This is a genomic window from Gordonia hirsuta DSM 44140 = NBRC 16056 (assembly GCF_000333015.1).
Lineage (GTDB): Bacteria > Actinomycetota > Actinomycetes > Mycobacteriales > Mycobacteriaceae > Gordonia > Gordonia hirsuta.
The window spans coordinates 24747-46979 of record NZ_BANT01000035.1; the positions used below are offsets into that span (position 1 = coordinate 24747).

20 protein-coding genes and 1 tRNA gene are annotated in these 22233 nt (G+C 66.9%); 10 read left to right on the forward strand and 11 right to left on the reverse strand.

Annotated elements, in window-relative coordinates; genetic code table 11:
- Nucleotide 1: 1 nt before the first annotated feature.
- A complete protein-coding gene (gene mca, locus GOHSU_RS12045) occupies nt 2–853 on the reverse strand; it encodes a mycothiol conjugate amidase Mca (RefSeq protein ID WP_155821222.1) in 852 nt (283 codons plus the stop codon).
- A gap of 78 nt (nt 854–931) precedes the next feature.
- Between mca and GOHSU_RS12050 the strand changes: the two genes are divergently transcribed.
- The 3 genes from GOHSU_RS12050 to greA all read left to right on the forward strand — a co-directional run bounded on the left by GOHSU_RS12050 (nt 932) and on the right by greA (nt 2824).
- The gene (locus tag GOHSU_RS12050; RefSeq protein WP_024332589.1) at nt 932–1390 is read left to right on the forward strand and encodes a DUF4307 domain-containing protein; all 459 of its coding nucleotides are present in this window, start codon (nt 932–934) and stop codon (nt 1388–1390) included.
- A 10-nt stretch (nt 1391–1400) separates the two neighbouring features.
- Nucleotides 1401–2153: a queuosine precursor transporter gene (locus GOHSU_RS12055; RefSeq protein ID WP_005942049.1), complete on the forward strand. Its 753-nt coding sequence runs from the start codon at nt 1401–1403 to the stop codon at nt 2151–2153.
- 179 nt (nt 2154–2332) lie between these two features.
- Entirely contained in the window at nt 2333–2824 is a 492-nt protein-coding gene (greA, locus tag GOHSU_RS12060) for a transcription elongation factor GreA (RefSeq protein WP_005942051.1), read from the forward strand.
- 114 nt (nt 2825–2938) lie between these two features.
- On the opposite strand, the gene GOHSU_RS12065 is transcribed toward greA, so the two are convergent.
- The 4 genes from GOHSU_RS12065 to GOHSU_RS12075 all read right to left on the reverse strand — a co-directional run bounded on the left by GOHSU_RS12065 (nt 2939) and on the right by GOHSU_RS12075 (nt 7696).
- A complete protein-coding gene (locus GOHSU_RS12065) occupies nt 2939–3304 on the reverse strand; it encodes a helix-turn-helix domain-containing protein (protein WP_005942053.1) in 366 nt (121 codons plus the stop codon).
- 420 nt (nt 3305–3724) lie between these two features.
- The gene (locus tag GOHSU_RS16620) at nt 3725–4351 is read right to left on the reverse strand and encodes a DUF3558 family protein (RefSeq protein WP_005942055.1); all 627 of its coding nucleotides are present in this window, start codon (nt 4349–4351) and stop codon (nt 3725–3727) included.
- A 781-nt stretch (nt 4352–5132) separates the two neighbouring features.
- Nucleotides 5133–6290 carry a cystathionine gamma-synthase gene (locus tag GOHSU_RS12070; protein ID WP_005942059.1) on the reverse strand — a complete coding sequence of 386 codons (1158 nt, stop codon included), beginning with the start codon at nt 6288–6290 and terminating at the stop codon, nt 5133–5135.
- A complete protein-coding gene (locus tag GOHSU_RS12075; protein WP_005942061.1) occupies nt 6287–7696 on the reverse strand; it encodes a cystathionine beta-synthase in 1410 nt (469 codons plus the stop codon). Before GOHSU_RS12075 ends, GOHSU_RS12070 begins: the two co-directional genes overlap by 4 nt.
- A gap of 42 nt (nt 7697–7738) precedes the next feature.
- Between GOHSU_RS12075 and GOHSU_RS12080 the strand changes: the two genes are divergently transcribed.
- Complete coding sequence (locus GOHSU_RS12080) at nt 7739–8962, forward strand: acetyl-CoA C-acetyltransferase (protein ID WP_005942063.1); 1224 nt, start codon at nt 7739–7741, stop codon at nt 8960–8962.
- A 496-nt stretch (nt 8963–9458) separates the two neighbouring features.
- Nucleotides 9459–10184 carry a hypothetical protein gene (locus GOHSU_RS12085; RefSeq protein WP_024332590.1) on the forward strand — a complete coding sequence of 242 codons (726 nt, stop codon included), beginning with the start codon at nt 9459–9461 and terminating at the stop codon, nt 10182–10184.
- A gap of 178 nt (nt 10185–10362) precedes the next feature.
- Here GOHSU_RS12085 and GOHSU_RS12090 read toward each other — a convergent pair whose 3' ends face one another.
- From GOHSU_RS12090 to GOHSU_RS12105, 4 genes are all read right to left on the reverse strand, one after another.
- Nucleotides 10363–11244, reverse strand: a complete 882-nt coding sequence (locus GOHSU_RS12090) for a Bax inhibitor-1/YccA family protein (protein ID WP_005942067.1) — start codon at nt 11242–11244, stop codon at nt 10363–10365.
- A gap of 43 nt (nt 11245–11287) precedes the next feature.
- Nucleotides 11288–11923: a TetR/AcrR family transcriptional regulator gene (locus tag GOHSU_RS12095; protein WP_005942069.1), complete on the reverse strand. Its 636-nt coding sequence runs from the start codon at nt 11921–11923 to the stop codon at nt 11288–11290.
- Nucleotides 11924–11959: 36 nt separating this feature from the next.
- Entirely contained in the window at nt 11960–14173 is a 2214-nt protein-coding gene (locus GOHSU_RS12100) for an MMPL family transporter (protein ID WP_005942070.1), read from the reverse strand.
- An 83-nt stretch (nt 14174–14256) separates the two neighbouring features.
- Nucleotides 14257–14919, reverse strand: a complete 663-nt coding sequence (locus GOHSU_RS12105; RefSeq protein ID WP_024332592.1) for a DsbA family oxidoreductase — start codon at nt 14917–14919, stop codon at nt 14257–14259.
- Nucleotides 14920–14979: 60 nt separating this feature from the next.
- On the opposite strand from GOHSU_RS12105, the gene GOHSU_RS12110 reads away from it, so the two are divergent.
- Both GOHSU_RS12110 and GOHSU_RS12115 read left to right on the forward strand, forming a co-directional pair.
- A tRNA-Leu gene (locus GOHSU_RS12110) sits at nt 14980–15056 on the forward strand.
- 82 nt (nt 15057–15138) lie between these two features.
- A complete protein-coding gene (locus GOHSU_RS12115; protein WP_005942074.1) occupies nt 15139–15912 on the forward strand; it encodes a patatin-like phospholipase family protein in 774 nt (257 codons plus the stop codon).
- Between the two features lie 23 nt (nt 15913–15935).
- Here the strand turns inward: GOHSU_RS12115 and GOHSU_RS12120 are convergent, their stop codons facing one another.
- Entirely contained in the window at nt 15936–17201 is a 1266-nt protein-coding gene (locus GOHSU_RS12120; protein WP_005942075.1) for a bifunctional alpha/beta hydrolase/OsmC family protein, read from the reverse strand.
- A gap of 322 nt (nt 17202–17523) precedes the next feature.
- A complete protein-coding gene (locus GOHSU_RS12125) occupies nt 17524–18438 on the reverse strand; it encodes an aminoglycoside phosphotransferase family protein (protein WP_005942077.1) in 915 nt (304 codons plus the stop codon).
- A gap of 49 nt (nt 18439–18487) precedes the next feature.
- Here GOHSU_RS12125 and GOHSU_RS16345 point away from each other — a divergent pair, with 49 nt between their 5' ends.
- From GOHSU_RS16345 to GOHSU_RS12140, 3 genes are all read left to right on the forward strand, one after another.
- Nucleotides 18488–19174, forward strand: a complete 687-nt coding sequence (locus GOHSU_RS16345; protein ID WP_155821215.1) for a hypothetical protein — start codon at nt 18488–18490, stop codon at nt 19172–19174.
- 229 nt (nt 19175–19403) lie between these two features.
- Nucleotides 19404–20018 carry a phosphoribosylanthranilate isomerase gene (locus GOHSU_RS12135; RefSeq protein ID WP_005942080.1) on the forward strand — a complete coding sequence of 205 codons (615 nt, stop codon included), beginning with the start codon at nt 19404–19406 and terminating at the stop codon, nt 20016–20018.
- A 16-nt stretch (nt 20019–20034) separates the two neighbouring features.
- Nucleotides 20035–22140: a glucose PTS transporter subunit IIA gene (locus tag GOHSU_RS12140; protein ID WP_005942081.1), complete on the forward strand. Its 2106-nt coding sequence runs from the start codon at nt 20035–20037 to the stop codon at nt 22138–22140.
- The last annotated feature ends 93 nt before the right edge of the window (nt 22141–22233 follow it).

A 22233-nucleotide genomic window follows, 5' to 3' on the forward strand; every position in this document is an offset into this window, starting at 1 on the left:
TTCACGTCTCCTCGATTCCGGCGAACAGGTCGTTCTCCGGGATAGCGGTCTGCACCCGGGTCTGGGCGAGCTCGAATTCTTCGGTGGGCCACAGCCGCTGCTGCCACTCGAGCGGAACTGCGAAGAAGAAGCCGTTCGGGTCGATCTGTGTGGCGTGCGCACGCAGGGCATCGTCGCGCTGCGGGAAGTAGTCGGCGCAGGAGACCTGCGTGGTGACGCGAGCCATGATGTCACCCTGCTCGCGCTTCCACTTGGACAGCCACTCGCGGAACGGGTTCTCCATGCCGGCCTTCTCCAGTTCTTCAGAGAAGGCGTAGATGCGGTCGCGGATGAAGCCGTGCGTGTAGTAGAGCTTCAGCGGGGTCCACGGCGGTCCCGCCTCGGGGAATGCCTCCGGGTCGCCGGCCGTTTCGAAGGCGGCGACCGAAACCTTGTGACACATGATGTGGTCGGGGTGCGGATAGCCGCCGTTCTCGTCGTACGTGATCATCACGTGCGGCTTGAACTCACGGACGACCCTGACCAGGGCCTCGGTGGCTTCCTCGACCGGCACCAGGGCGAAGCAACCGTCCGGCAGCGGAGGCGGCGGATCGCCCTGCGGCAGACCCGAGTCGACGAAGCCCAGCCACATCTGGTCGACGCCGAGCGCTGCGGCAGCGGCGGCCATCTCGTCCTTGCGCACCTCGGGAAGATTCTCCAGAATTCCTGGTCGGTCCATGGCTGGATTGAGGATGTCTCCGCGCTCACCGCCGGTCAGTGTCACGACCAGGACTTCGTGTCCGGCCGCCGCGTATTTGGCCAATGTCGCGGCCGCCTTGCTCGACTCGTCGTCAGGATGTGCATGCACAGCCATGAGTCGCAGGCGCCCCGTGCTCTCGGTCACGCTTCCTCACCTTCGCTCGGTCCTGCCCTACATGGTAGGTATTGACGAGTGAGCAGTTCAGATCGGGTCGGCGACCGGCCAAAACCGCAGAGCGGTCCGCGTGCGACGTACCCGACGGAGCAGTCCCCGCAGAGTCGGCGTCGATGGTTCCTGATCAGCTCGACCACGGTCGTCGTTCTCGGAGTGATCATCGCGTTCATCGGATGGAAGCAGTTCGCTGACCCGGAGGTCTCCGGTTCGGCGACCGGGCACGATGTGCTCAGCTCCAATTCGGTCGCCGTTCTCTACACCGTCAACCGGAAGAATCCGGACGAGGCCGTCGCCTGCGTGGTCCGCGGCCGGGCCCAGGACGGCGCCGAGGTCGGGCGCCGCGAAGTGCTGATTCCGGCCGGCGACGAGGTGCAGATCGGTGCCCGGACCGTCGTGCAGACCTCTCGCCCCGCGGTGATCGGCGAGGTCTTCGGCTGCACCACGTCGGTGCCGTCGTACCTGCAAGCCGAGGAATGAGGACGCACCGGTGACCGAGGACGATCCCGCAGACTCTGGACGGCCGGACGCCACGCGCCCGGCGGACACCCCCACCAAGGCCCCGAGGCAAGCGGCATTCGCCACCGTCTCTTCGCCCTACTATCCGGTGCTGATGGCGCTGTTCGTCGGCATCATGCTGATCAGCAACATCGCCGCCACGAAGGGCGTCGGACTGTTCGGCGGCTGGCTCGTCACCGACGGGGCATTCTTCCTGTTCCCGCTCAGCTATGTGCTCGGCGACGTGATCAGCGAGGTGTACGGATTCCGCGCGATGCGGCGCACCATCTGGACCGGCTTTGCGATTCTGCTGCTCGCCTCCCTCGCCTTCACCGCAACCATCGCCCTGCCCCCGCTGGAGGGTTACGAGAATCAGCAGGCTCTCGAGGCGGTGGCCGGCGCTGTTCCTCAGCTGGTGGCAGCGAGCCTGGCCGGCTATCTGATCGGCGAGTTCACCAACTCGTGGGTCCTTGTCCGGATGAAGGAACGGACTGGTGAACGACGTCTCTGGGCGCGATTGATCACCTCGACCGTGGTGGGTGAGTTCTTCGATACCGTCGTCTTCTGCGCCATCGCGGCACCGGTGATCGGGGTGTCGACCTGGGGACAGTTCCTCTCGTTCGTCGCGATCGGGTTCACCTGGAAAACGCTGATCGAGATCGTGGTGATGCCCGGCACTTACGCTCTGGTGGGATTCCTCAAACGCGCGGAGCCGTCGTACGGAGAAGCTCTCGCGGACCGCTGACACCGTGTGCGCTGAGCCACATCTCCGGCTGGTATCCTAGGGAGCGCACGGCTTCGGGGAGGAGCCGTGCTTGCTGCATTATCAGCACATGCGTGTCGTGGGGCCAGTTCAGCCGAGAGCTTTCCGACGGCACGACGTTTACGCGCAGTCCACTGCCGGACAGCAGAAGGAGATCGACAATGACCGACGCCGATGTGACCTGGTTGACCCCTGAATCTGCGCAGCGCTTGAAAGATGAACTCGATGCACTGATCGCGAACCGCGAGGTGATTGCCGCCGAGATCAATGAGCGACGTGAAGAGGGTGACCTCAAGGAGAACGGCGGCTACCACGCCGCCCGCGAGGAACAGGGCCAGCAAGAGGCCCGCATCCGTCAGCTGCAGGCGCTGCTGAAGGACGCCCAGATCGGAGAGGCACCGACCCAGTCGGGTATCGCCCTGCCCGGCACGGTCGTGACGATCTATATCGGCGACGACAAGACCAACACCAAGACCTTCCTCATCGCAACGCGCGAAGAGAGCGTCGCTACCGACCTGGAGGTCTTCTCCCCCAGTTCGCCGATCGGTGCCGCGATCCTCGATGCGAAGGTCGGAGAGAGCCGCAGTTACCTGGTACCCAGTGGTGCCGAGCTGACTGTGACTCTGGTCAGCGCAGAGCCGTACCAGCACTGATTCACTCGCACGCCCAGATTCCCGTAGACCGGGCCGCAGACCGCGGCTCGGTCTACGTCTTTCAGCGCCTCGATAGAGCACTTCGAGCACCGGCCCCTGGGCGCTCTTGCGCCGTCAGGCTTCTACATCGTCGGCAAGGAGCCGGTGCAGTTCCGTCTCGACTGCGGAAAGAGCGTTGACCGTTGCCTGCTCCTTCGAACGACTCGGCAGCTTCACCGAAACCTCCGGCAGCAGAAGAGCCGGCGGTACCTCGAGAGCCCGGGCCAGGCGATACACCGTCGACAGCTGAGGATCGGAGATATGTGGCGGACGGTTACTCGTCGCACGCTCCAGATTCGAGACCGCGTTGCGGTGCAGTCCGCAACGTTCTGCCAGCTCCTCCTGCGAGTAGCCCCGCTTCTTCCGAATGATCAGCAACCGGTGTGCGAACGAGTACGCATAGGTGTCCCAAGCAAGGGATCCACGCTCGCTTTCGGCCACTCATCCAATCTGGTCAATCCACACCAGATTGTCTGCCCACCATGTTGTGCACTCTAAACCGTTGACGCGCAACGGATTTCGGCAATGCCGACACCGCGAAGCTCGCCTCGCCCAAGCGCCCATGCCACGCCGTCAGCTGCGATCACTGAGCGCCTGACCACCGCGCACCCCGCGGGCCCAATATGAAATTCTCAAAAAACACATCGCCACCGAACACCGCGCCCGGCACGTTCCGGGCTCGCCGCCGATGGCCGATACATCTCACCGGCGGCCATCCGAGCCCGTGCAACTATGATGACATCGGGGTACGACAAGTTCGTATGTTCGAATCCATGGCTGGGCGCCAACGGCGTCCTGCCGGCTCCGCTGCAGCGCACAGCATCCGGGCGCCGGACGTCCGCTGACGCCGACTCGCCTGCGTCAGCGGGGCATTTTGGTGATGGTGGCTTCGGTGAAGGCGATCGCTCGATCACAAACTTCGGTGATCGACGTGCGGGGGGAGCGATGATGGATGACTGTAGTCGTAACTCCAGCTCGACCTGATTGAACGTATGTAAGACATTCAATCAGGTGCTTTGATTGCGAGATACCAACGACGCGACCGTCGATGCGAATATCATCCAACCAATACCTGTCTTGGTACTTGTCCTTGTAGTCAACGAGGTTATCTGAATTCCCGACTGTTTGAGAAACCGCCCAAAGTCCCTCATCTGTAGGATGATATTCCCAATAACAGCCGCGCGCGGTCTGCCCATCACTACCGGCAGCGTCACTCACCGTTCCGGCCGAGATTCCGAGCGCTTCCAGCGCTGAGCCTCTGATCGCTAGGCACGGTTCATAAGTCGTTCCATCGTTACCCGTGTTCCATCGTCGAGTAAAGAACGAGTCAAAAGGCAGCGAGGACGCATCCGGGACTTGCGGTCCAGTCGAGGGCGTCCCTTGAATCGCAGTCTGTCTAGAGCCAGCTGCTTGTTCATTTACCGACGTGCAGGCCGCTGCGGACATCAACACCACAAACCCCAGTACGGGGGCGAGCAGGTCAGGCATAGGCACTTCAGTCGCCGATCTCACTGGCTGACAAACTATCTACCAACTCATAATGGGCTGCAGCAGTTCGACAGTGCAGAGCAGTCGTAGCCAAGTCTTCGGCAATAGCTGAGATACTAGATCTCCATAGTTCAACCGCATGGTTGAGATTCACAAAGAGCGCACGCCCCTCAACACAGTCGACTCCAAACCGGTTTTGAGACAAAACTGTTCCCGCGGAAGAAACTAGTCTCTCCAACTCCCTCGCCGCGTTCTCAGCCTCACGAGCCCGATTCAGCCACACAGTCGAGATCGACATCACTTCCGGCATAGGAACCTCCGCGTCGTCCGTTCGGTTCGGGTTTCCGAGGTGGTGTTGGGGCCGGCTCCCCCGATACCGGCACCCAACACCGTTCCCCCGAAGCGTGGTGAGTGCCGACTCCCCCGATGCCGGCTATCGCCACACTTCCCTTCGTCCGGTCGAATCCGCCATCCCCCGGGTGGCGGATGCAACCGTCTATGAATTAGACGCACCGAATGCTGATCCGGTTCCATCGTTTTCAAAGATTCTTTGAACGAGATCTTGGGCGAGGGCGGGTGGAAGCCGGCTCCCCCAGTTGCCGACTTCCACCCGCGGTCCCCCTGAACAGACATCCGCCGCCCCCCGACGGCAGATTCGTCTGTTGTAAGAGTTAGACGCGCCTCAGCCGCGGAAGGTTCCCGGAAATCCGAAATACGACCGTTCATTCACGCGTTCGGACGACACGACGAGCGTGACGGAGCCGGTCGCGCCCCCGAAGAATCAGCCGAGTGCCTGCTCCACGTCGGCGATCAGGTCGGTAACGTCTTCGATCCCGACGGACAGCCGGACCAGATCGGCCGGCACCTCCAGCAACGAACCGGCAGTGGAGGCGTGCGTCATCGCACCGGGATGCTCGATCAGCGATTCCACACCGCCGAGTGACTCCGCGAGCGTGAACACCTTCGTCCGGGCGCAGAACTCCTGTGCGGCCGCTTCGCCGCCGGCGACCCGCACCGAGATCATTCCACCGAAGCGCTTCATCTGTTTCGCGGCGGCCTCGTGACCCGGATGATCGGCCAGGCCCGGGTACAGAACCTGGGTGATCTTCGGGTGCGCCGAAAGCGCCTCGACCAGTCTCTCGGCGTTGTCGCAGTGCCGGTCCATCCGGACAGCGAGCGTCTTGATACCGCGCATCGTCAGATAGGCGTCGAACGGTCCGGGCACCGCACCGGCACCGTTCTGCAGAAACGCGATATCGGCGTCGAACTGCTCGTCGTTGGTGATGATCGCGCCGCCGACCACGTCGGAGTGGCCGCCGAGGTATTTGGTGGTCGAATGCACGACGATGTCGGCGCCGGCGTCCAGCGGCCGCTGCAGGTACGGGGTGGCGAAGGTGTTGTCCACCACCAGCTTCGCACCGTTATCGTGGGCGACTTCGGCGATCGCGGAGATGTCGCCGACATTGAGCAGCGGGTTGGTCGGAGTCTCGGTCCAGACCAGCTTGGTCTTGGGCGTCATGGCGTTCGCGATCGCGGCGACGTCGTTCACCGGAGCCACCGAGTACTCGATCCCCCACTGCGAGAAGACCTTGTCGATCAGCCGGAAGGTGCCGCCGTAGGCGTCGTTCGGAATCACCAGATGGTCGCCGGGGCGCAGCGCGGCGCGCAGAATCGCATCGGTGGCAGCCATACCGGAGCTGAATCCGCGGCCGTACGTGCCGTTCTCGATGGCAGCCAGATTGGCCTCCAGGACCCGCCGCGTCGGGTTGCCGGTGCGTGCGTACTCGAAGCCGTCACGCATCCCGCCGACGCCGTCCTGCGCGAAGGTGGAGCTGGCATAGATCGGCACGTTGACCGCACCGGTCTGCGGATCCGGCTCATAGCCCGCATGGATGGCCTTGGTGGAGAATCCTGAATCGGCGAAACCCTGATCGGTCACTGCTTGTCCTCACGAGTCGGGAGCGGATGAATGCTCGCATAGGCGAGGAGGTCGTGCCGGGTGATCACACCGGCGGGCTTACCGTCCTCTACCACCATCAACGCATCGGTGTCACCCAACAATTCCATCGCCGCCGATACGGGCTCTCCGGCACCGATCAGCGGGAACGCCTGGCCCATGTGCGCCGACACCGGATCTGCCAGGGTGGCGCGGCCTTCGAAGACCGCCGAGAGCAGGTCGCGCTCGTTCACCGAACCGGCGACCTCGCCGGCCATCACCGGCGGTTCGGCCCCGACCACCGGCATCTGCGAGACCCCGAACTCGCGCAGGATCTCGATCGCATCGCGCAGCGTCTCCTGCGGATGGGTGTGCACCAGGTCCGGCAGCAGACCTGTCTTACCGCGCAGCACCTCGCCGACGGTGGCCTCGGGGCGCTCGCCTTCCAGCGGAGTCCGCAGGAAGCCGTAGCTGCTCATCCACTCGTCGTTGAAGATCTTCGACAGGTAACCGCGGCCGCCGTCGGGCAGCAGCACGACGACCAGCGAGTCCGGGCCCTCGCGTTCGGCGACCTGCAGCGCGGCCACCACGGCCATGCCGCACGAGCCACCGACCAGCAGCCCTTCCTCGCGCGCCAGCCGGCGCGTCATCTCGAACGAGTCCGCATCGGAGACCGCGATGATCTCGTCGGGCACGGTCGGGTCGTAGGCACCCGGCCAGAAGTCCTCGCCGACACCCTCGACCAGGTACGGCCGACCCGAGCCGCCGGAATACACCGAGCCCTCCGGGTCCACGCCGACCACCTTCACCCGACCCTCGGAGACCTCCTTGAGGTAGCGCCCGGTTCCGGTGATGGTGCCGCCGGTACCGACGCCGGCGACGAAGTGTGTCACCTTGCCGTCGGTGTCCGCCCAGATCTCCGGGCCGGTAGTCTCGTAGTGACTCCGCGGTCCGGCCTGGTTCTGGTACTGGTTCGGCTTCCAGGCGCCGTCGATCTCGCTGACCAGACGATCAGAGACCTTGTAGTAGCTGTCCGGGTGCTCCGGCGGCACCGCGGTCGGGCACACCACGACCTGCGCGCCGTAGGCCCGCAGCACGTCGAGCTTATCCTTGGCCACCTTGTCCGGGCACACGAAGATGCACTTGTAGCCACGCTGCTGAGCCACCAGAGCCAGCCCCACACCGGTGTTACCCGAGGTCGGTTCGACGATGGTGCCGCCCGGCTTCAGCTCACCGGAGGCTTCGGCCGCGTCGATCATGCGGCTGGCGATACGGTCCTTGGAACTGCCACCCGGATTCAGATATTCGATCTTCGCGGCGACCAGACCCGAGCCCGGCTTGACCACCGAGTTGAGCTTGACCAGCGGCGTGTTTCCGACCAGGTCGACGACGTGATTGGCGATGCGCATGAGTCCATAGTCCCACGACCGTGCCTGCGTTAGGCTGGCCCCATGCCAGAAGCTGTCATCGTTGCCACTGCCCGCTCCCCGATCGGCCGCGCCGGGAAGGGGTCCCTCAAGGACGTCCGCCCCGACGAACTCGCTCGCCAGATGATCGCTACGGCGATCGCCAAGGTGCCCGAACTCGACGTCGCCGACATCGAAGACATCCACCTGGGCATCGGGCAGCCCGGTGGCGCCGGTGGCTACAACATCGCGCGCGTGGTGGCGGTGGAACTCGGCCTGGACCACGTGCCGGGCGTGACCGTCAACCGCTACTGCTCGTCGTCGTTGCAGACCACCCGCATGGCGCTGCACGCCATCAAGGCCGGTGAGGGCGATGTCTTCATCTCCGGTGGCGTCGAGAGCGTCTCGAGCTTCGGCACCTCCGGCGCGGCCGACGGTCTGCCCAACTCCAAGAATCCGATGTTCGACGAGGCCGAGGCCCGGACCGTCCTCACCGCTCAGGGCGGTGCCGGCAAGTGGCACGACCCCCGCGAGGACGACCTGCTCCCCGACGTCTACATCCCGATGGGCCAGACCGCCGAGAACGTCGCCACCTACACCGGGATCTCCCGCGAGGACCAGGACCGCTGGGCCGTGCGCAGCCAGAACCGCGCCGAGGAGGCCATCAACAACGGCTTCTACGCCCGTGAGATCGACCCGATCACCCTGGCCGACGGCACCAAGGTGACCGCCGACGACGGCCCGCGCGCGGGCACCACCTACGAGAAGATCAGCCAGCTGCAGCCGGTCTTCCGCCCCGACGGCACCATCACCGCCGGCAACGCGTGCCCGCTGAACGACGGCGCCGCCGCCCTGGTGATCATGAGCGACACCAAGGCCAAGGCCCTGGGCCTGACGCCGCTCGCACGCGTCGTGGCCACCGCCGCCACCGGCCTGTCGCCGGAGATCATGGGCCTGGGCCCGATCGAGGCGGTCCGCAAGGTGCTGCGCGTGGCCGACATGTCACTGTCGGACATCGATCTGTACGAGATCAACGAGGCCTTCGCCGTCCAAGTGCTCGGCTCGGCCGACGTCCTGGGTATGGACCACGATCGCCTGAACGTCTCCGGCGGCGCGATCGCCCTGGGCCACCCGTTCGGTATGACCGGTGCTCGCATCACCACCACCCTGCTGAACAACCTGCAGACGCACGACAAGACCTTCGGTCTGGAGACCATGTGCGTCGGCGGCGGCCAGGGCATGGCGATGATCATCGAGCGCCTCAGCTGACGGTCGGCTTCGGCTAGACCTCAGTCGAGGCCAGACGCCACCGACGACGGGCGGCTCCGGATCACTTCCGGAGCCGCCCGTCGCGCATCCTGCTCGTCGTTCACGCCACGACGATCCGTCCTCCGAGGCGCGTGACCCGATACGCGTCACGGGCCTCGGAAGATCCGGACAGCAGTAGCCGCGACGGCAGCACAGTTCGGCTGAAGGGATTCTTCCGCGCCCCGTGGTCGCTACCTACACTCAGCCCATGCGCTACAACCCTCCCCCGAATTGGCCGCCGCCGCCCGATCCCGGCTGGCAGCCGCCGCCCGGCTGGCAACCGGATCCACGGTGGGGTCCACCGCCCCGCGGGTGGAGACTCTGGGTCGACGATGTGCCCGCTCCAGCACCCCGGCCGCCACTCGGCCCACGTCCGCAGCTGCGTGTTCAGCAGACCCGACCTGCACCGCGGGCGGCCGGCGGGTCGTCGTTTCTCGGGACGACCGTCCAGGCGCTCATGCACCCGATCTGGATCACGGTCGCCACGCTGGTGACCGTGGCCGCGGTCCTGCTCACCGTCTTCTGGCCGAACGGTTCGCAAGGCTCGGCCCAGATCGCCAGGACCCTGGAGGTGGAGAAGCTGAGTTTCGATGATCCGTCATCGATCGACGCGGTCACGTTCATGACCTCGGACAAGACGAGCACGTCGCCGATGACCACGCAGGCGACCCCGGTGGATATCACCCTGCGGAACAACGGTGATACACCGATCAAGATCGTCCGCATCGAGACCACGGTGCTCGAGGCCAAGACCGTCAGCTGCAACCGCCAGGGCGGCGGCATGGTCGTCTCCGCGTTCTATTCGGTGAAGATTCCGTACAACCCGTGGACGATGGAGTTGTCCAGCGACACCGTCTCCAGCGACGTCGACTTCACCGTGAAGCCGAAGTCCGGCGATCGGATGGTGGTGACCATCGGGCCCGAGGAGTCCGGCAACGGCAAGGCGATCGTGGTCGCCGTATCGCTGAAGCTGATTCCGGAGTCCGGCGATCCGGTGGTCCTCGAGCCGCTCGCGCTCACCCAGCCGGAGGCGGTCGATCAGGAGATCCGGTCACTCGGCCGCACCGGAGGAAACGACCCGTCCTGTAAACGCGAACAGACCGGCATCCTCGATGGCTTCGTCAAGAGCACCCAGATGCAGTCACCCGATCTGCTGCGGCTGCGCAACGCCTTCGACGGCTGACTGAGTCACCAGCCAGCTGCTGTTGGCCCGACGGCTGGTTCTCCGAGATTCGTGACCGCGCCGGGGTCACACGCCTCGGAAGACCGCCCCGCCCAGCGACCGCACAATCCACGACAGCACGAGGCCCCCGGGTTCGAAAGCGAACCTCGGGGGCCTCGGCGGTCGTGCAGGTCCGCTGCTAGTCGCTGTTGAGGTAGCTCAGCAGGCGCAGAATTTCGACGTACAGCCAGACCAGGGTGACGGTCAGCCCCAGGGCGACGCCCCAGGCGGCCTTCTCCGGTGCGCCGGCCTTGACCAGCTTGTCGGCGGCGTCGAAGTCGATCAGGAAGCTGAACGCTGCCAGCGCGATGCACACCAGCGAGAAGATGATGGCGATCGGGCCGCCGCTGCGCAGGCCGGTGTCGACACCGAACAGGCCCAGCACCAGGTTCACCAGCATCAGTCCCAGCACACCGAACAGGCCGGCCATCAGCATGCGGGTGAAGCGCGGGGTGACGCGGATCGCGCCGACCTTGTAGACCACGAGCATGCCGACGAAGACGCCGAGCGTGCCGATCACCGCCTGACCGATCATGGCCCCGGCGGTCACCCCGTCGGCGACGACGAAGTTAGCGAAGACGAACGAGATCGCGCCGACGAACAGCCCCTCGAAGGCGGCGTAGCTCAGCACGATGGCGGGGTTGTCCTGCTTGCGGCCGAAGCTGGCGACCAGCACCAGTACCAGACCGCCGATGGCACCGACCGCGAGCAGCGGCATGGCCAACGACGACTGCGCGGCCTCGGTCGCCCGGGTCGCGATCGCGGCATAGGTGGCGATCGCCACAGCGATCAGCACACCCAGGGTGATGCCGGTCTTGACGACGACGTCGTCGACCGTGATCTGCCGGCCGGTGGTCGGTGCCGGGGCGAAGCCCTGCTCGCTCAGGTAGGGATTGTTCTGCTGCCCGGCCTGCCATGCTGCCTGCTGGGCGCCGGGAATGGCCTGGTTGAAGCCTGCGTAGGGGGCAGGCTGATTGTCGCGGACCACTCCGCGCATGACCGGGTTGCTGCTATCGCGCACTCGGGTTCTCCTTCAAGGGTGGATGGGCGGCACTCTCACCGGTTCAACGCTCATCGCGCCGCAGTAGTTCCGACTTTACCGATTCTTGACCAAATCCCGTCAAGGCGGCCCGAAGAACATCTTCGGCCAGCGTCAGATCCTGCCCCCAGGGTAGCCCCGGTTTGGCCGTCATCAAGTCGGCGACGCCGTGCGCGATCGACCACAGTCGCAGCACCATCGCGGTCACCTCACCGCGCGGCAGCACCCCCGCTTCCATCGCCTCGGCCACCGTGGCCCGCATGCGCTGGAACGCCGAGGCCATGAGCACCTGGTCGGTCTGGGTGGGTTCGGTGGTCGGACGGGCGAAGGCCTCGCGGAAGATCACCGGGTTGTCGATGGCGAACCGCACATAGGCCAGTCCCTGGGCGACACCGCGTTCGGTCAGATCGTCGATACCGTCGGCAGCAGCGACCATGACGTCGTCGAACTGCTCGAAGAACCGCGCACAGACCGCATCCAGCAACTCCTCTTTGTCGGCGAAGTGCAGGTAGATCGACGGCGGCGTGACCCCGACCCGGGCGGCCACGGCCCGGATGGAGACCCCGGCGCCGCCATCACCGGCGATCAGCAGTTCGGTGGCCGCGTCGAGGATCTCGTCGCCCAGCAGGCCGCCCGAGCCGCGCGGTGATCGTTTGCGCACTCGACACCTCCGGGTCATCGGATCCCTGTCATCGGATCACTCTTCGGTCAGCCCGATACGGTCGTGCAGCCGGCGCAACGGTGCCGGCGCCCACCAGTTCCAGCGTCCGGCCAACCGCATGAACGCCGGTACCAGCATCATCCGGATCAATGTCGCATCCATCAGCACCGCCAGTGCCAGGCCTACCCCGAACATTCGCATGAACGACACCTGCGAGGCGGCGATCCCGGCGAAAACAATGGCCATCAGCAGTGCGGCGGCGGTCACCACGCGGCCGGTGCGGGCCAGGCCGATGGCCACCGCGCGATCGTTGTCGTCGCGCCCCTGCCCCGATTTGAGCCACTCCTCGCGGATCCGTCCGAGCAGGAACACCTCGTAGTCCATCGACAGGCCGAAGGCGATGCAGAACATCAGCACCGGCATGGTCGCCACCAGCAGACCGATCGGAGTGGTGCCCAGACCGCCCAGGTGACCCTCCTGGAAGATCCACACCATCGCCCCGAAGGTCGCCGTCAACGACAGCACGTTCATCACCAGCGCCTTGAGCGGCAGGACGACGCTGCCGGTGAACAGGAACAGCAGCACATAGGTGGCCACGGCGATGATCAGCAGAACCCACGGCAGGTAGCGGTAGATCGCGTCGACGGTGTCGGCGTTGGCCGCGGCCAGTCCGGCGAAGCTGACCCGCGCGCCCGGCGGGGCGGGCACCGCACGCAGTGCCGCGAGCTGCTCCTGACCGTCGGACTGCATCGGTTCGACGTCGCCGGTGATGCTCAGCAGCGCCACCTCACCGACCACCATGCCCGGCGGCGGGGGTGCGATCGGCTGACCGTCCCGGAAGACACCGACCGCACTGGAGACCAAGCTCACGTGCTCTACCCGCGAGAGGTCTTCGACGTAGGCGGTCATCGCCGGACTGCCGACCAGTCCCTCGATCACCCCGGTCACGTTCGACGACGGGTTCTCGGCGTACTGGTCGCGGATCTCCTGCTGGATCGCGTGGGCGCTGGCCGAGGTCGGCAGCACCCGGTCATCCGGGAACCCGAACTTGATGCCGGTGAACGGCAGCCCCAGCACCACCAGCAGCGCGGTGATCAGCACCGCCACCGGCACGGCCCGGCGCAGCACCCATTGGGCGCTGCGGTACCAGAAGCTCTGCTCCAGCGGCACGGGCTGCCGCGGCGGGCGGCGCAGGACTCGCCGCGCCGTCTTGCGCAGATCCAGCGCGTCGACGCGATCGCCAAGCACCGCCAGCAGCGCCGGGGTCAGCACCACGGCGGCCAGGACTGCCACGATCACCACCCCGACGCCGGCGTAGGCGAACGAGCGCAGGAAGTACATCGGGAAGATCACCAGCGCCGCCATCGACAGGGCGACGGTGATCCCGGAGAAGATCACCGTGCGGCCGGCGGTGTTGATGGTCGTCACGATCGCTTCGGGGCGCGGATTGCCGCGCTCGACCTCCTCGCGGTAGCGGGTGACGATCAGCAGCGTGTAGTCGATCGCCAGGGCCAGGCCCATCGCCGTGGCCAGGTTCAGCGCGAAGATCGACACATCGGCGAACTCGGTGATCAGCCGCAACAGCGCCATGGCACCGATGATCGAGACGATGCCCACCAGCACCGGCAGCGCGGCGGCCACGGCGCCGCCGAAGATCACGATCAGCAGCAGGAAGCTGATCGGGATGGCGATCGACTCGGCGATCAGCAGATCCTTCGACGTCTGATCGTTGACCTGCGTGTAGACCAGCGCCGGGCCGCCGACCTTGATCTCGATGCCCTGCCGCAGCCCCGGGATCTGGGATTCGAGTTCCCGGGCCCGATCGGCGGCCTGCGCCTCGTCGCCCTCGATTCCGGCGACGATCTGCGTGGAGGTCTTGTCCCGGCTCAGCAGTTCCGAGGCCAGCTGCGGGGAGTTCCAGACCGTGGCGATCGGCTGCTGGACATAGCCGGTGGCGGTGAGTTGTTCGACCACCTCGTCGCCGACGGTGCGCGCCACCGGGTCGGTCGCCATATCGGTGCCGGCCGGCCCGTCGAGCTTCACGACCAGTTGGACGCCGCCCTGCCCGAAGACCCGGTCGACGGCCTGCTGGGCGCGGGTGGACTCGCTGCCCGGGTCCTCGTAGCCGCCGGCCAGCATCTTTCCGGCCGCGCCGAAGCCGTACAGTCCCAAGGCCACCAGCAGCACTACGGCCACCGACAGCACCACCCGGGGTGCCGCGATCACCCGGCGAGTCAACCGTTCCAGCATGCGAATCCATTCGACGACGGTTAAGTTATCGCCGTTAAGTTAGCACCGCCGGATCCGTGGCGGAAGAGTGGACCGAAGAGTCGTCAGTCGCCCGACTCGGTACCGGTGTGGTGTTCCCAGCCCTGCCGCAGCGCATCGGCGTAGACCTCGGCCGGCTGGGCGCCAGAGATCACGAAGTGCCGGTCCAGGACGAAGTACGGCACACCCTGGCACTTCAGCTCGCGGGCCAGGTTCTCATCGGTGCGGACCTGCTCGGCATAGCGGTCGGGGTCGGCGAGGACCTCGCGCACGGCCGCCTCGTCGAAGCCCTCGTCGACGGCGACCTGCACCAGCCGCTCGGGATTGCCGAACAGGGGGCGCTCGTCACCGAAGTTCGCGTGCAGCAGCGCCAACAGCATGTCTTCGGATCGACCGGTCTCGGCGGCGAAGTGCACCAGGCGATGCATATCGAAGGAGTCGCCGTAGTCGCGTCCGGAACTGATGTAGGGCAGACCGAACTCGGCGGCCTTCTCCGCCAGCTGACGCTCCCCCTCGGCGGCCTGTTCGAGGGTGAAACCGTATTTGTCGGCCAGATGCGCCACCACGTCGCCGGAGGCCCCGCGCATCTGCGTCGGATCGAGTTCGAACGAACGGTGGATCACCTCGACATCGTCTCGGTGATCGAAGCCGCCCAGTCCCTCCAGGAACTGGTGCACGCCCAGGTAGCAGAACGGGCAGTTGATATCGGACCAGATCTCAACGGTCATCGGAGTGTGCGTCACCCCTCCATGGAACCATGACCGCCTACCTGGCAAGATCGACGCACCGCCCCCATAGCCCAATTGGCAGAGGCAGCGGACTTAAAATCCGCCCAGTGTCGGTTCGAGCCCGACTGGGGGCACCAGAGAACACCGGCGCCGGCACGACGGGACACCTTCGCTGCTGCCGCCGGAACGACGTCGCCGCGCACTGCCATACTCGAAGCCATGCAGGTGGCACTCGCGCTAGGGAGCGGCGGCGCACGCGGCTACGCCCACATCGGGGTGATCCAGGAGCTGGAGTCCCGCGGACACCAGATCGTCGGGGTATCCGGATCGTCGATGGGTGCGCTGGTCGGCGGGGTGCTGGCCGCCGGGAAGCTCGCCGAGTTCAGCGAGTGGGCGCAGAGCCTGGATCAACGGGCGATCCTGCGGCTGATCGACCCCACACTCAGGGCCGCAGGGATGCTGCGCGCCGAGAAGATCCTGAACCAGGTCGAAGAGATCCTCGGCCCGGTCTGCATCGAAGACCTCGAGATGGCCTTCACCGCGGTGGCCACCGACCTGGTCGCGGGCACCTCGGTCTGGCTGCAGCGCGGCCCGGTCGCCGCCGCCATCCGCGCCTCGATCGCCATTCCCGGTCTGATCACCCCGCACGTGATCGAGGAGCGCCTCCTCGGCGACGGCGGAATCCTGGATCCCACGCCGATGGCGCCGCTGGCCTCGGTCGACGCCGATATCACCATCGCAGTCCGTCTCAGCACTCTGGAGCCGGTCACCGGCGATCCGCTGCCCGACTTCAGTGGGCTGCGCGTGGTGGACCGCAGCATCGACATCACGCAGGCGGCACTGGACCGGCACATCCTGGCCGCCTATCCACCGGATCTGGTGATCGAAGTGCCCCGGACCGTGTGCCGGACCCGTGACTTCCACCTCGCCGAAGAGGTGATCTCCGCCGGCCGCCAGCTCGCCGTCGATGCCCTGGACGCCGCGACCTACTGAGCCGCAGCTCCCTGAGCGGCGCTCTACTCCGCCGCGTCGGCCTCGCGGGTCACGATGACGATCGGTTCCCTCAGGGTCCGGTGCACCGGGCACTTGTCGGCGATCCGCATCAGTCCGGCCCGCTGCTCCGGCGTCAGATCGCCCGAGATCGAGATGGATCGCTCGATCCGGGTCACGTGCCCGTCCGAGGTCTCGCAGTCGGCACAGTCGTCGGCGTGCACGCGCTCCTGCGAGAGCACCACCTGCAGATCGTCGACTTCGAATCCCTTGTGGTCGGCGTACATCCGCATCGTCATCGACGTGCACGCCCCCAACGCCGCCAGCAGCATGTCGTACGGATTGGGCCCGGTGTCGAGCGCGCCGCGCACCGTCGTCGGCTCGTCGGCGAGCCAGCGGTGGCGCCCGGCCGCGATGTCCTGACCGAAGGCGCCCAGCCCGTTCGGCCGCACCGACACCGCCCCGGCCGGCAACGACGACGACGGTTCCTGCGCTGTCGGCAGGTACTGGTCGGCCCAGGTCGCGATCAGCCGGCCGGCTCGTTCGGCGGCGCCGTCGGCGGTGAGCAGATGGTCGGCGCCGTCCAGGGCGATCAACGACTTGGGTTGGCGCGCATGGGCATACAGCCGCTCGGCGGCGTCGAACCCGAGCTGCTCGTCGTCGGGAGAATGCATCAGCAGCAGCGGCACCCCGAGGGCGGCGACCCGGTCGGCGAGGCTGTGCTCGGCGAGATCGTCGACGAAGCTCTGGCGGATCCGCATGGGCCGTCCGGCCAGCATCACCACCGCCTCGCCCTCGCGCGCCATCTGCTCCAGGCCCTCGACCAGGTGCCGTTCCACCGCGACCGGTTCCTCGGGTGCGGCGATCGTGGCCACCGCGCGGACCTCGGGGATGAACTCGGCGGCCGCCATCACGGCGGCGCCGCCCAGGGAGTGGCCGACCAGCAGCTCCGGAGCCATTCCGCGTTCCCTCAGCGCGTCGGCGGTGAGCACCAGGTCTTCAATATTGGAGCTGAAGGTGGTGTCGGCGAAGTCGCCGGCGGACTCGCCCAGTCCGGTGAAGTCGACCCGCGTCACCGCGATCTGCGCTGCCGCCAGCGCCCGGGCGATCCGCGCCGCGGCGATCGTGTCCTTGGAGCAGGTGAAACAGTGCGCCAGCAGGGCGTGGCCGCGCACCGGACCATCGGGGCGGTCGATCAGCGCGACCAGCGGCGTATCGGCCGAACCTGGGATCTCGATGCGTTCGCGGAGGACCGGCAGTTCGATCGCCTGCGGGGACACGGGGTTCGACATGAATCTCCTCTGCTGGGCCCGACCCGAACTATTGGGCCTGGTCTTCCGACCCTAACCCGTCCTGCCAGGCCTGCTGCTGCGCACGGGAGAACAGCTCGGTGGCCTGTGAACCCCGGAGAGACGATAGCGACCGTCGACGACGAAGAACGGCCCCGAATCGATGCCCAGGGCAACTCGAACGCCCGGTGCCGCACCTCGACGCGGTCAGCTTGGGGAAAGCCGGGCAGGCGCGATTCCCTCCCTCTGGCCGGGCCGCATCTGGTTGCGAGCGGCCCGCCGAACGGGGCGGGAGGGGTGCCTGCGGTCGGACCAGCGTTACCGGTCAGGGCTGTGTCGCTTTGGCCACCGCAATGCAGCGGGTGATCCAGTCTCGTTCGGCGGCGTCGAGCGCCCGGCCCGCCTGCACCGCATCGGACACCGCCCAATGCGCGTTGAGCACCATGCGCACCAGCACCCAGTCGCGAGCCCGGTCCTCGTCCAGGCCCGCAGCCTCCACCACGGTGAAGAAGCGCTGCTGAATCGATGGGCGCAGATAGCCGGCCATCTCGTCCCAGCGATTCCACAGCAGCGGCGCCACCTCGTAATGCCGGTCCCCCGACATCGGCTGCGGATCGATCGCCAGCCACGGCGCCCGGTCGGCGGCCAGGACGTTCTCGTAGTGCAGGTCGCCGTGCACCAGGACCCCGGCCGAATCGGGGTCGGCGACGAACTCGCGGCCGCGCACCAGCGCCTGATCGATCAGTCTCGGTGGGACCGGCACGTTGCGGGCGTCGGCGTCCAGCGCCTGCAGCCAGCCCTCGAGCAGCTGAGGCAGGCGGGCGAAGCGCGGCGACGCCGGCACATGCAGCCGTTCATACAATCCGGCGATGACCTGGCAGGCTTGCACATCCCATTCGCCGGACAGATCCCGGGTACTCAGCCGCTCCAGCAGCAGAGCCCGGCGCACCGGGTCGGCCCGGAACATCCGCACCGCCCCGCCACCGGCCCAGACCTGCAGTGCCAGATGTTCGTCGGCGGTCTGCTCCGAGCCGTCGAAACCCACCTTGAGCACCGCCTGCCGGCCGTCGGCGGTGTGCACCGGGAGCACCAGCGAGGAGTGGCCGTGCATCGGCTCTCCGGAGGGTTCCAGTTCCCATTCGACCAGCAGTGCGGTGCAGCGTGACGGCAGCAGGTCCAGCCAGGACGCCCAGTCCGGACCCAGTCTGCGCTGAGCCGCCAGCCCGGCCGGAATCTCCATGCTGTCACCGTACGGCGCACCGGCCCGCACGCCCGGTGCGCACCTGCCCATGAGCAAGAATGGTCCGGTGCGGCAGATTCTGGGATTCGCGTTGGTCGGAGCATTCACGGCACTGTTGGCCACTGCGTTGACGCAGGCCGGTTCTTCACAGCAGGTGATGGTGTTCTCCACCCTGTCCTCCGGTCCCGCCGACACCGTCGATCCATTCGTGGTCGCGCCGCTGACGGGACTGCTGATCGGTGCGGTGATCGGGACGGCGGCGCTGGCGGCCGGGTTCACGATGACCGGACCGGCCGGAAACCGGATGGTGCCGACCATCTCGGCGGGTCTGCTGGCCGCGGCCGTCGGGCCGGCGATCGCAGTCGGTGTGGCGTTCGGCGGCCTGTCCGCCGACCCCGGTGTCGCCGGCATCCTGGCGATCTACGCCGCCTGCGGGTTGCTCTCGTACGGGCTGTCGCTGGGCGCGGTCTATGTGGTGCTGCGAGCCGTGCACGATTCGCTGGCCCGGCGCACGGTCGTCGTCCTGGCATGGCTGCTGCCGATCGGGGCCCTGGTCGCCGTCGCTGCCGGTGTCGGCGTCGCCTCCCTCTACGACTTCTCCCACGACGAGGCCACCTGGATCGCGACGATCGCGGTGGCGGCCGCGTGCGTGGCACTGGCCCTGGCCTTGGGCCGTGCGCTCGCCCTGCGGCACCGTTCTTCCTCGGCACTCCCCTCCTCGGACCTCGACTCCTAGGATCGCGACTCCTAGGATCTCGACTCCTTGCCCGCCCGGCGCTCCGGTCTGCTCGGGCACCCTGACTTGGGGTGCCCGGCACCCCCAGTCCGTTCTCGCGCCCTCAGCCGAGGGGGCGAGAACGAGTTCACGGGCGACGGGCCGGTGTCCAGCGCGAATCGCACCGGTCCGGCGCCCGGTCGCGCCCCGTCCGGCCGCCCGGCCCCGTCGCCCGATTAGACTCGGCGGCATGTTCGTCAAGGTGTGCGGTCTGACCACGGTCGACGATGTCGCCGTGGCGGTCGAGGCCGGCGCCGACGCGATCGGCGTAGTGATCAACCGCACCAGCCCGCGTGCGGTGACCCCGGACCTGGCCCGGTCGATCATCGCCGCGGCCGACGGGGCAGTCGAAACGGTGCTGGTGGTCAACGACATGCCCGCCGAGGACGCGGCCCGGCTCGCCGGCCGGATCGGCGCGACGGTCCTGCAGCTGCACGGCGCCTACACCGCCGCCGACTTCGCTGCCGCCCGCGCGCTGTTCCCGCGGCTGTGGCGGGCCACCTCGCTGGCGCACGATCCGGACCTGACGGTCGGCGCCTACGGCGAGCAGGTACTGCTCCTGGATGCCCCGCAGCCCGGATCGGGCCGGCAGTGGGACCTGGGCGCCCTGGCCGACACGGCCCCGTCGGGCGACTGGATTCTGGCCGGCGGACTGCGCCCGGACAACGTCGCCCGCGCAATCGCGCAGGCGCGGCCGTGGGGTGTGGACGTGTCCAGCGGCGTCGAATCCTCGCCCGGAGTGAAGGACCACGGCAAGATCCGCGAATTCCTTTCTTCCGCAACGGCTGTGACGAACCTCACTTGAGGCTTAGGCTTTCTCCATGTCGGAGAAAGATGCACAGGCGATCGTCGATGCTCTCGGCGGACCAGGCAACATCACCCACCTGACCCATTGCGCCACGCGGCTGCGTTTCGAAGTGCACGACACCGCCGGGATCGACAAGGACACCGTCGAGGCGATCCCAGTGGTCCTGGGCGCGGTCCCGCAGGGCGCCACGCACTATCAGGTGGTCATCGGCGGCGGCGTGCAGGATGTCTTCAACGACATCATGGCGTTGCCGGCGATGAAGGACGCCGGCGGCAGCGACGCGGACGCGGTCAAAGCCGCCGCCCGCGCGCAGGGTCCGCGCGGCAAGGTCGCCTGGATCGACAGCCTCTTCGAGTTCCTCTCCGATTCGTTCCGGCCGGTGCTCGGCGCCCTGCTGGGTGCGTCGTTGTTCATCACCTTCATGGCGCTGATGGCGACGCTGGAGGTGATCCCCGCCTGGAATGATCCGACCGCACCGGCGCTGTCGCCGTCGTGGAGCTTCGTCAACCTCGCCTGGCAGTGTGTGTTCGTCTTCCTGCCGCTGATGATCGCCTACAACGCCGCGCAGAAGGTCGGCGCCGATCCGTGGGTGGGTTTCGCGGTGATGGCGGTGTTGATGCTGCCCGGTTACATGGCCTTAGGCGACGAGGCGACCGAACGGACGCTGTTCGGCTTCGACATCAAGACCATCGACGTGTTCGGGCTGCCGTTGACAATTAACGACTACGGTTCACAGGTGTTCCCGCCGCTGCTGATGGCGGCGCTGCTGGGTCCGCTGTACAAGCTGCTCAAGAAGCTGATCCCGGCGAACGTGCACCTGGTCTTCGTCCCGTTCCTGGCGATGCTGATCATGATCCCGCTGACCGCCTTCCTGATCGGTCCGATCGGCGTGTACGCCGGTGCCGGACTGGGCAGTGCGCTCAAGTCGATCAACGACTTCTCGCCGCTGATCTTCGCGATCGTGATTCCGCTGGCGTATCCGTTCATGGTGCCGCTGGGGCTGCACTGGCCGATCAACGCGATCATGCTGGTCAACATCAAGACCCTGGGCTACGACTTCATCCAGGGACCGATGGGCGCGTGGAACTTCGCCTGCTTCGGCGCCACCGCCGGCGTGCTGGTCCTGGCCTGGCGTCAACGGGACATCCAGATGCGCCAGACGGCGACCGGTGCCCTGACCGCCGGTCTGCTCGGCGGCATCTCCGAGCCGTCGCTGTACGGCATCCATCTGCGCTTCAAACGGATCTATCCACGGATGCTGGTGGGCTGTTTCGTCGGCGGCCTGATCATCGGTATCGGCGGCGGCGTCAAGACCACCGCCTTCGTATTCACCTCGCTGCTGACCATTCCCGCGTTCAGCAACATGTACCTGTACATGATCGCGGTGGCCGCGGCGTTCTTCACCGCGATGTTCCTGATCATCGTCTCCGGTTTCCGCAGTCCCGAGCAGCAGGCCGATTTCGAGGCGATCCGCGCCGCCGACGAGGCCGCCGCCGCGGTGGCCGAGGAGGCTCCGGATGCCGCCGCACCGGCCGAGGAGGTCGCGGAGGTGACCGTGGCTGCCGCACCGGCCCAGCCCGGTGCGGGTGCCGCGGCCGGAGCGGTGGCCGTCGCCGAGGTGGAAGCTCCCGCACGCGGGCCGATCTCGGAGATCTGCTCGCCGGTGTCGGGCATCGTGCTGCCGTTGGAGGAGGTCCCGGATCCGGCGTTCGCCGCAGGCAGCGTCGGGCACGGTGTGGCGATCGATCCCACCGGCGACACCGTCTTCGCTCCCGCCAACGCGACCGTGGTGGCCATGCAGCCCACCGGGCATGCGGTCGGCATGGTGCTCGACGGCGGTATCGAACTGCTCATCCACATCGGTATCGACACGGTGCAGATGGCCGGCGAGGGCTTCACGGTGCATGTCGAAGCCGGACAGAAGGTGCGGGCCGGCACCGCCCTGGTGACCTTCGATCGGGAGAAGATCGAGGCGGCCGGCTACTCCCCGGTGACGCCGGTGGTGGTGATGAACACCAAGAAGTTCCTGTCGGTGACCGGCGTGGCCGAGGGACTCTCCCCGGTGGGCACCCCGATCATCGCGGTCGAATCCAAACCCTTCACCCCCAAGACCGGCTAGGCACGGCACGGCAGGTCCGGCGCTCCGGCGGCCTGTGGGGCGGCTCACGGAGAATCACGTTGCAGTTCAAAGTGTTAGTCAGTAACACTTGTT

What these genes read in the sequence shown, in the direction of transcription:
- mca (WP_155821222.1), bottom strand. Translation starts at nt 853, where the DNA reads ATGGCTGTGCATGCACATCCTGACGACGAGTCGAGCAAGGCGGCCGCG.
- greA (WP_005942051.1), top strand. Translation starts at nt 2,333, where the DNA reads ATGACCGACGCCGATGTGACCTGGTTGACCCCTGAATCTGCGCAGCGC.
- GOHSU_RS16620 (WP_005942055.1), bottom strand. Translation starts at nt 4,351, where the DNA reads ATGCCTGACCTGCTCGCCCCCGTACTGGGGTTTGTGGTGTTGATGTCC.
- GOHSU_RS12075 (WP_005942061.1), bottom strand. Translation starts at nt 7,696, where the DNA reads ATGCGCATCGCCAATCACGTCGTCGACCTGGTCGGAAACACGCCGCTG.
- GOHSU_RS12080 (WP_005942063.1), top strand. Translation starts at nt 7,739, where the DNA reads ATGCCAGAAGCTGTCATCGTTGCCACTGCCCGCTCCCCGATCGGCCGC.
- GOHSU_RS12085 (WP_024332590.1), top strand. Translation starts at nt 9,459, where the DNA reads ATGCACCCGATCTGGATCACGGTCGCCACGCTGGTGACCGTGGCCGCG.
- GOHSU_RS12100 (WP_005942070.1), bottom strand. Translation starts at nt 14,173, where the DNA reads ATGCTGGAACGGTTGACTCGCCGGGTGATCGCGGCACCCCGGGTGGTG.
- GOHSU_RS12105 (WP_024332592.1), bottom strand. Translation starts at nt 14,919, where the DNA reads ATGACCGTTGAGATCTGGTCCGATATCAACTGCCCGTTCTGCTACCTG.
- GOHSU_RS12115 (WP_005942074.1), top strand. Translation starts at nt 15,139, where the DNA reads ATGCAGGTGGCACTCGCGCTAGGGAGCGGCGGCGCACGCGGCTACGCC.
- GOHSU_RS12120 (WP_005942075.1), bottom strand. Translation starts at nt 17,201, where the DNA reads ATGTCGAACCCCGTGTCCCCGCAGGCGATCGAACTGCCGGTCCTCCGC.
- GOHSU_RS12125 (WP_005942077.1), bottom strand. Translation starts at nt 18,438, where the DNA reads ATGGAGATTCCGGCCGGGCTGGCGGCTCAGCGCAGACTGGGTCCGGAC.
- GOHSU_RS16345 (WP_155821215.1), top strand. Translation starts at nt 18,488, where the DNA reads ATGAGCAAGAATGGTCCGGTGCGGCAGATTCTGGGATTCGCGTTGGTC.
- GOHSU_RS12135 (WP_005942080.1), top strand. Translation starts at nt 19,404, where the DNA reads ATGTTCGTCAAGGTGTGCGGTCTGACCACGGTCGACGATGTCGCCGTG.
- GOHSU_RS12140 (WP_005942081.1), top strand. Translation starts at nt 20,035, where the DNA reads ATGTCGGAGAAAGATGCACAGGCGATCGTCGATGCTCTCGGCGGACCA.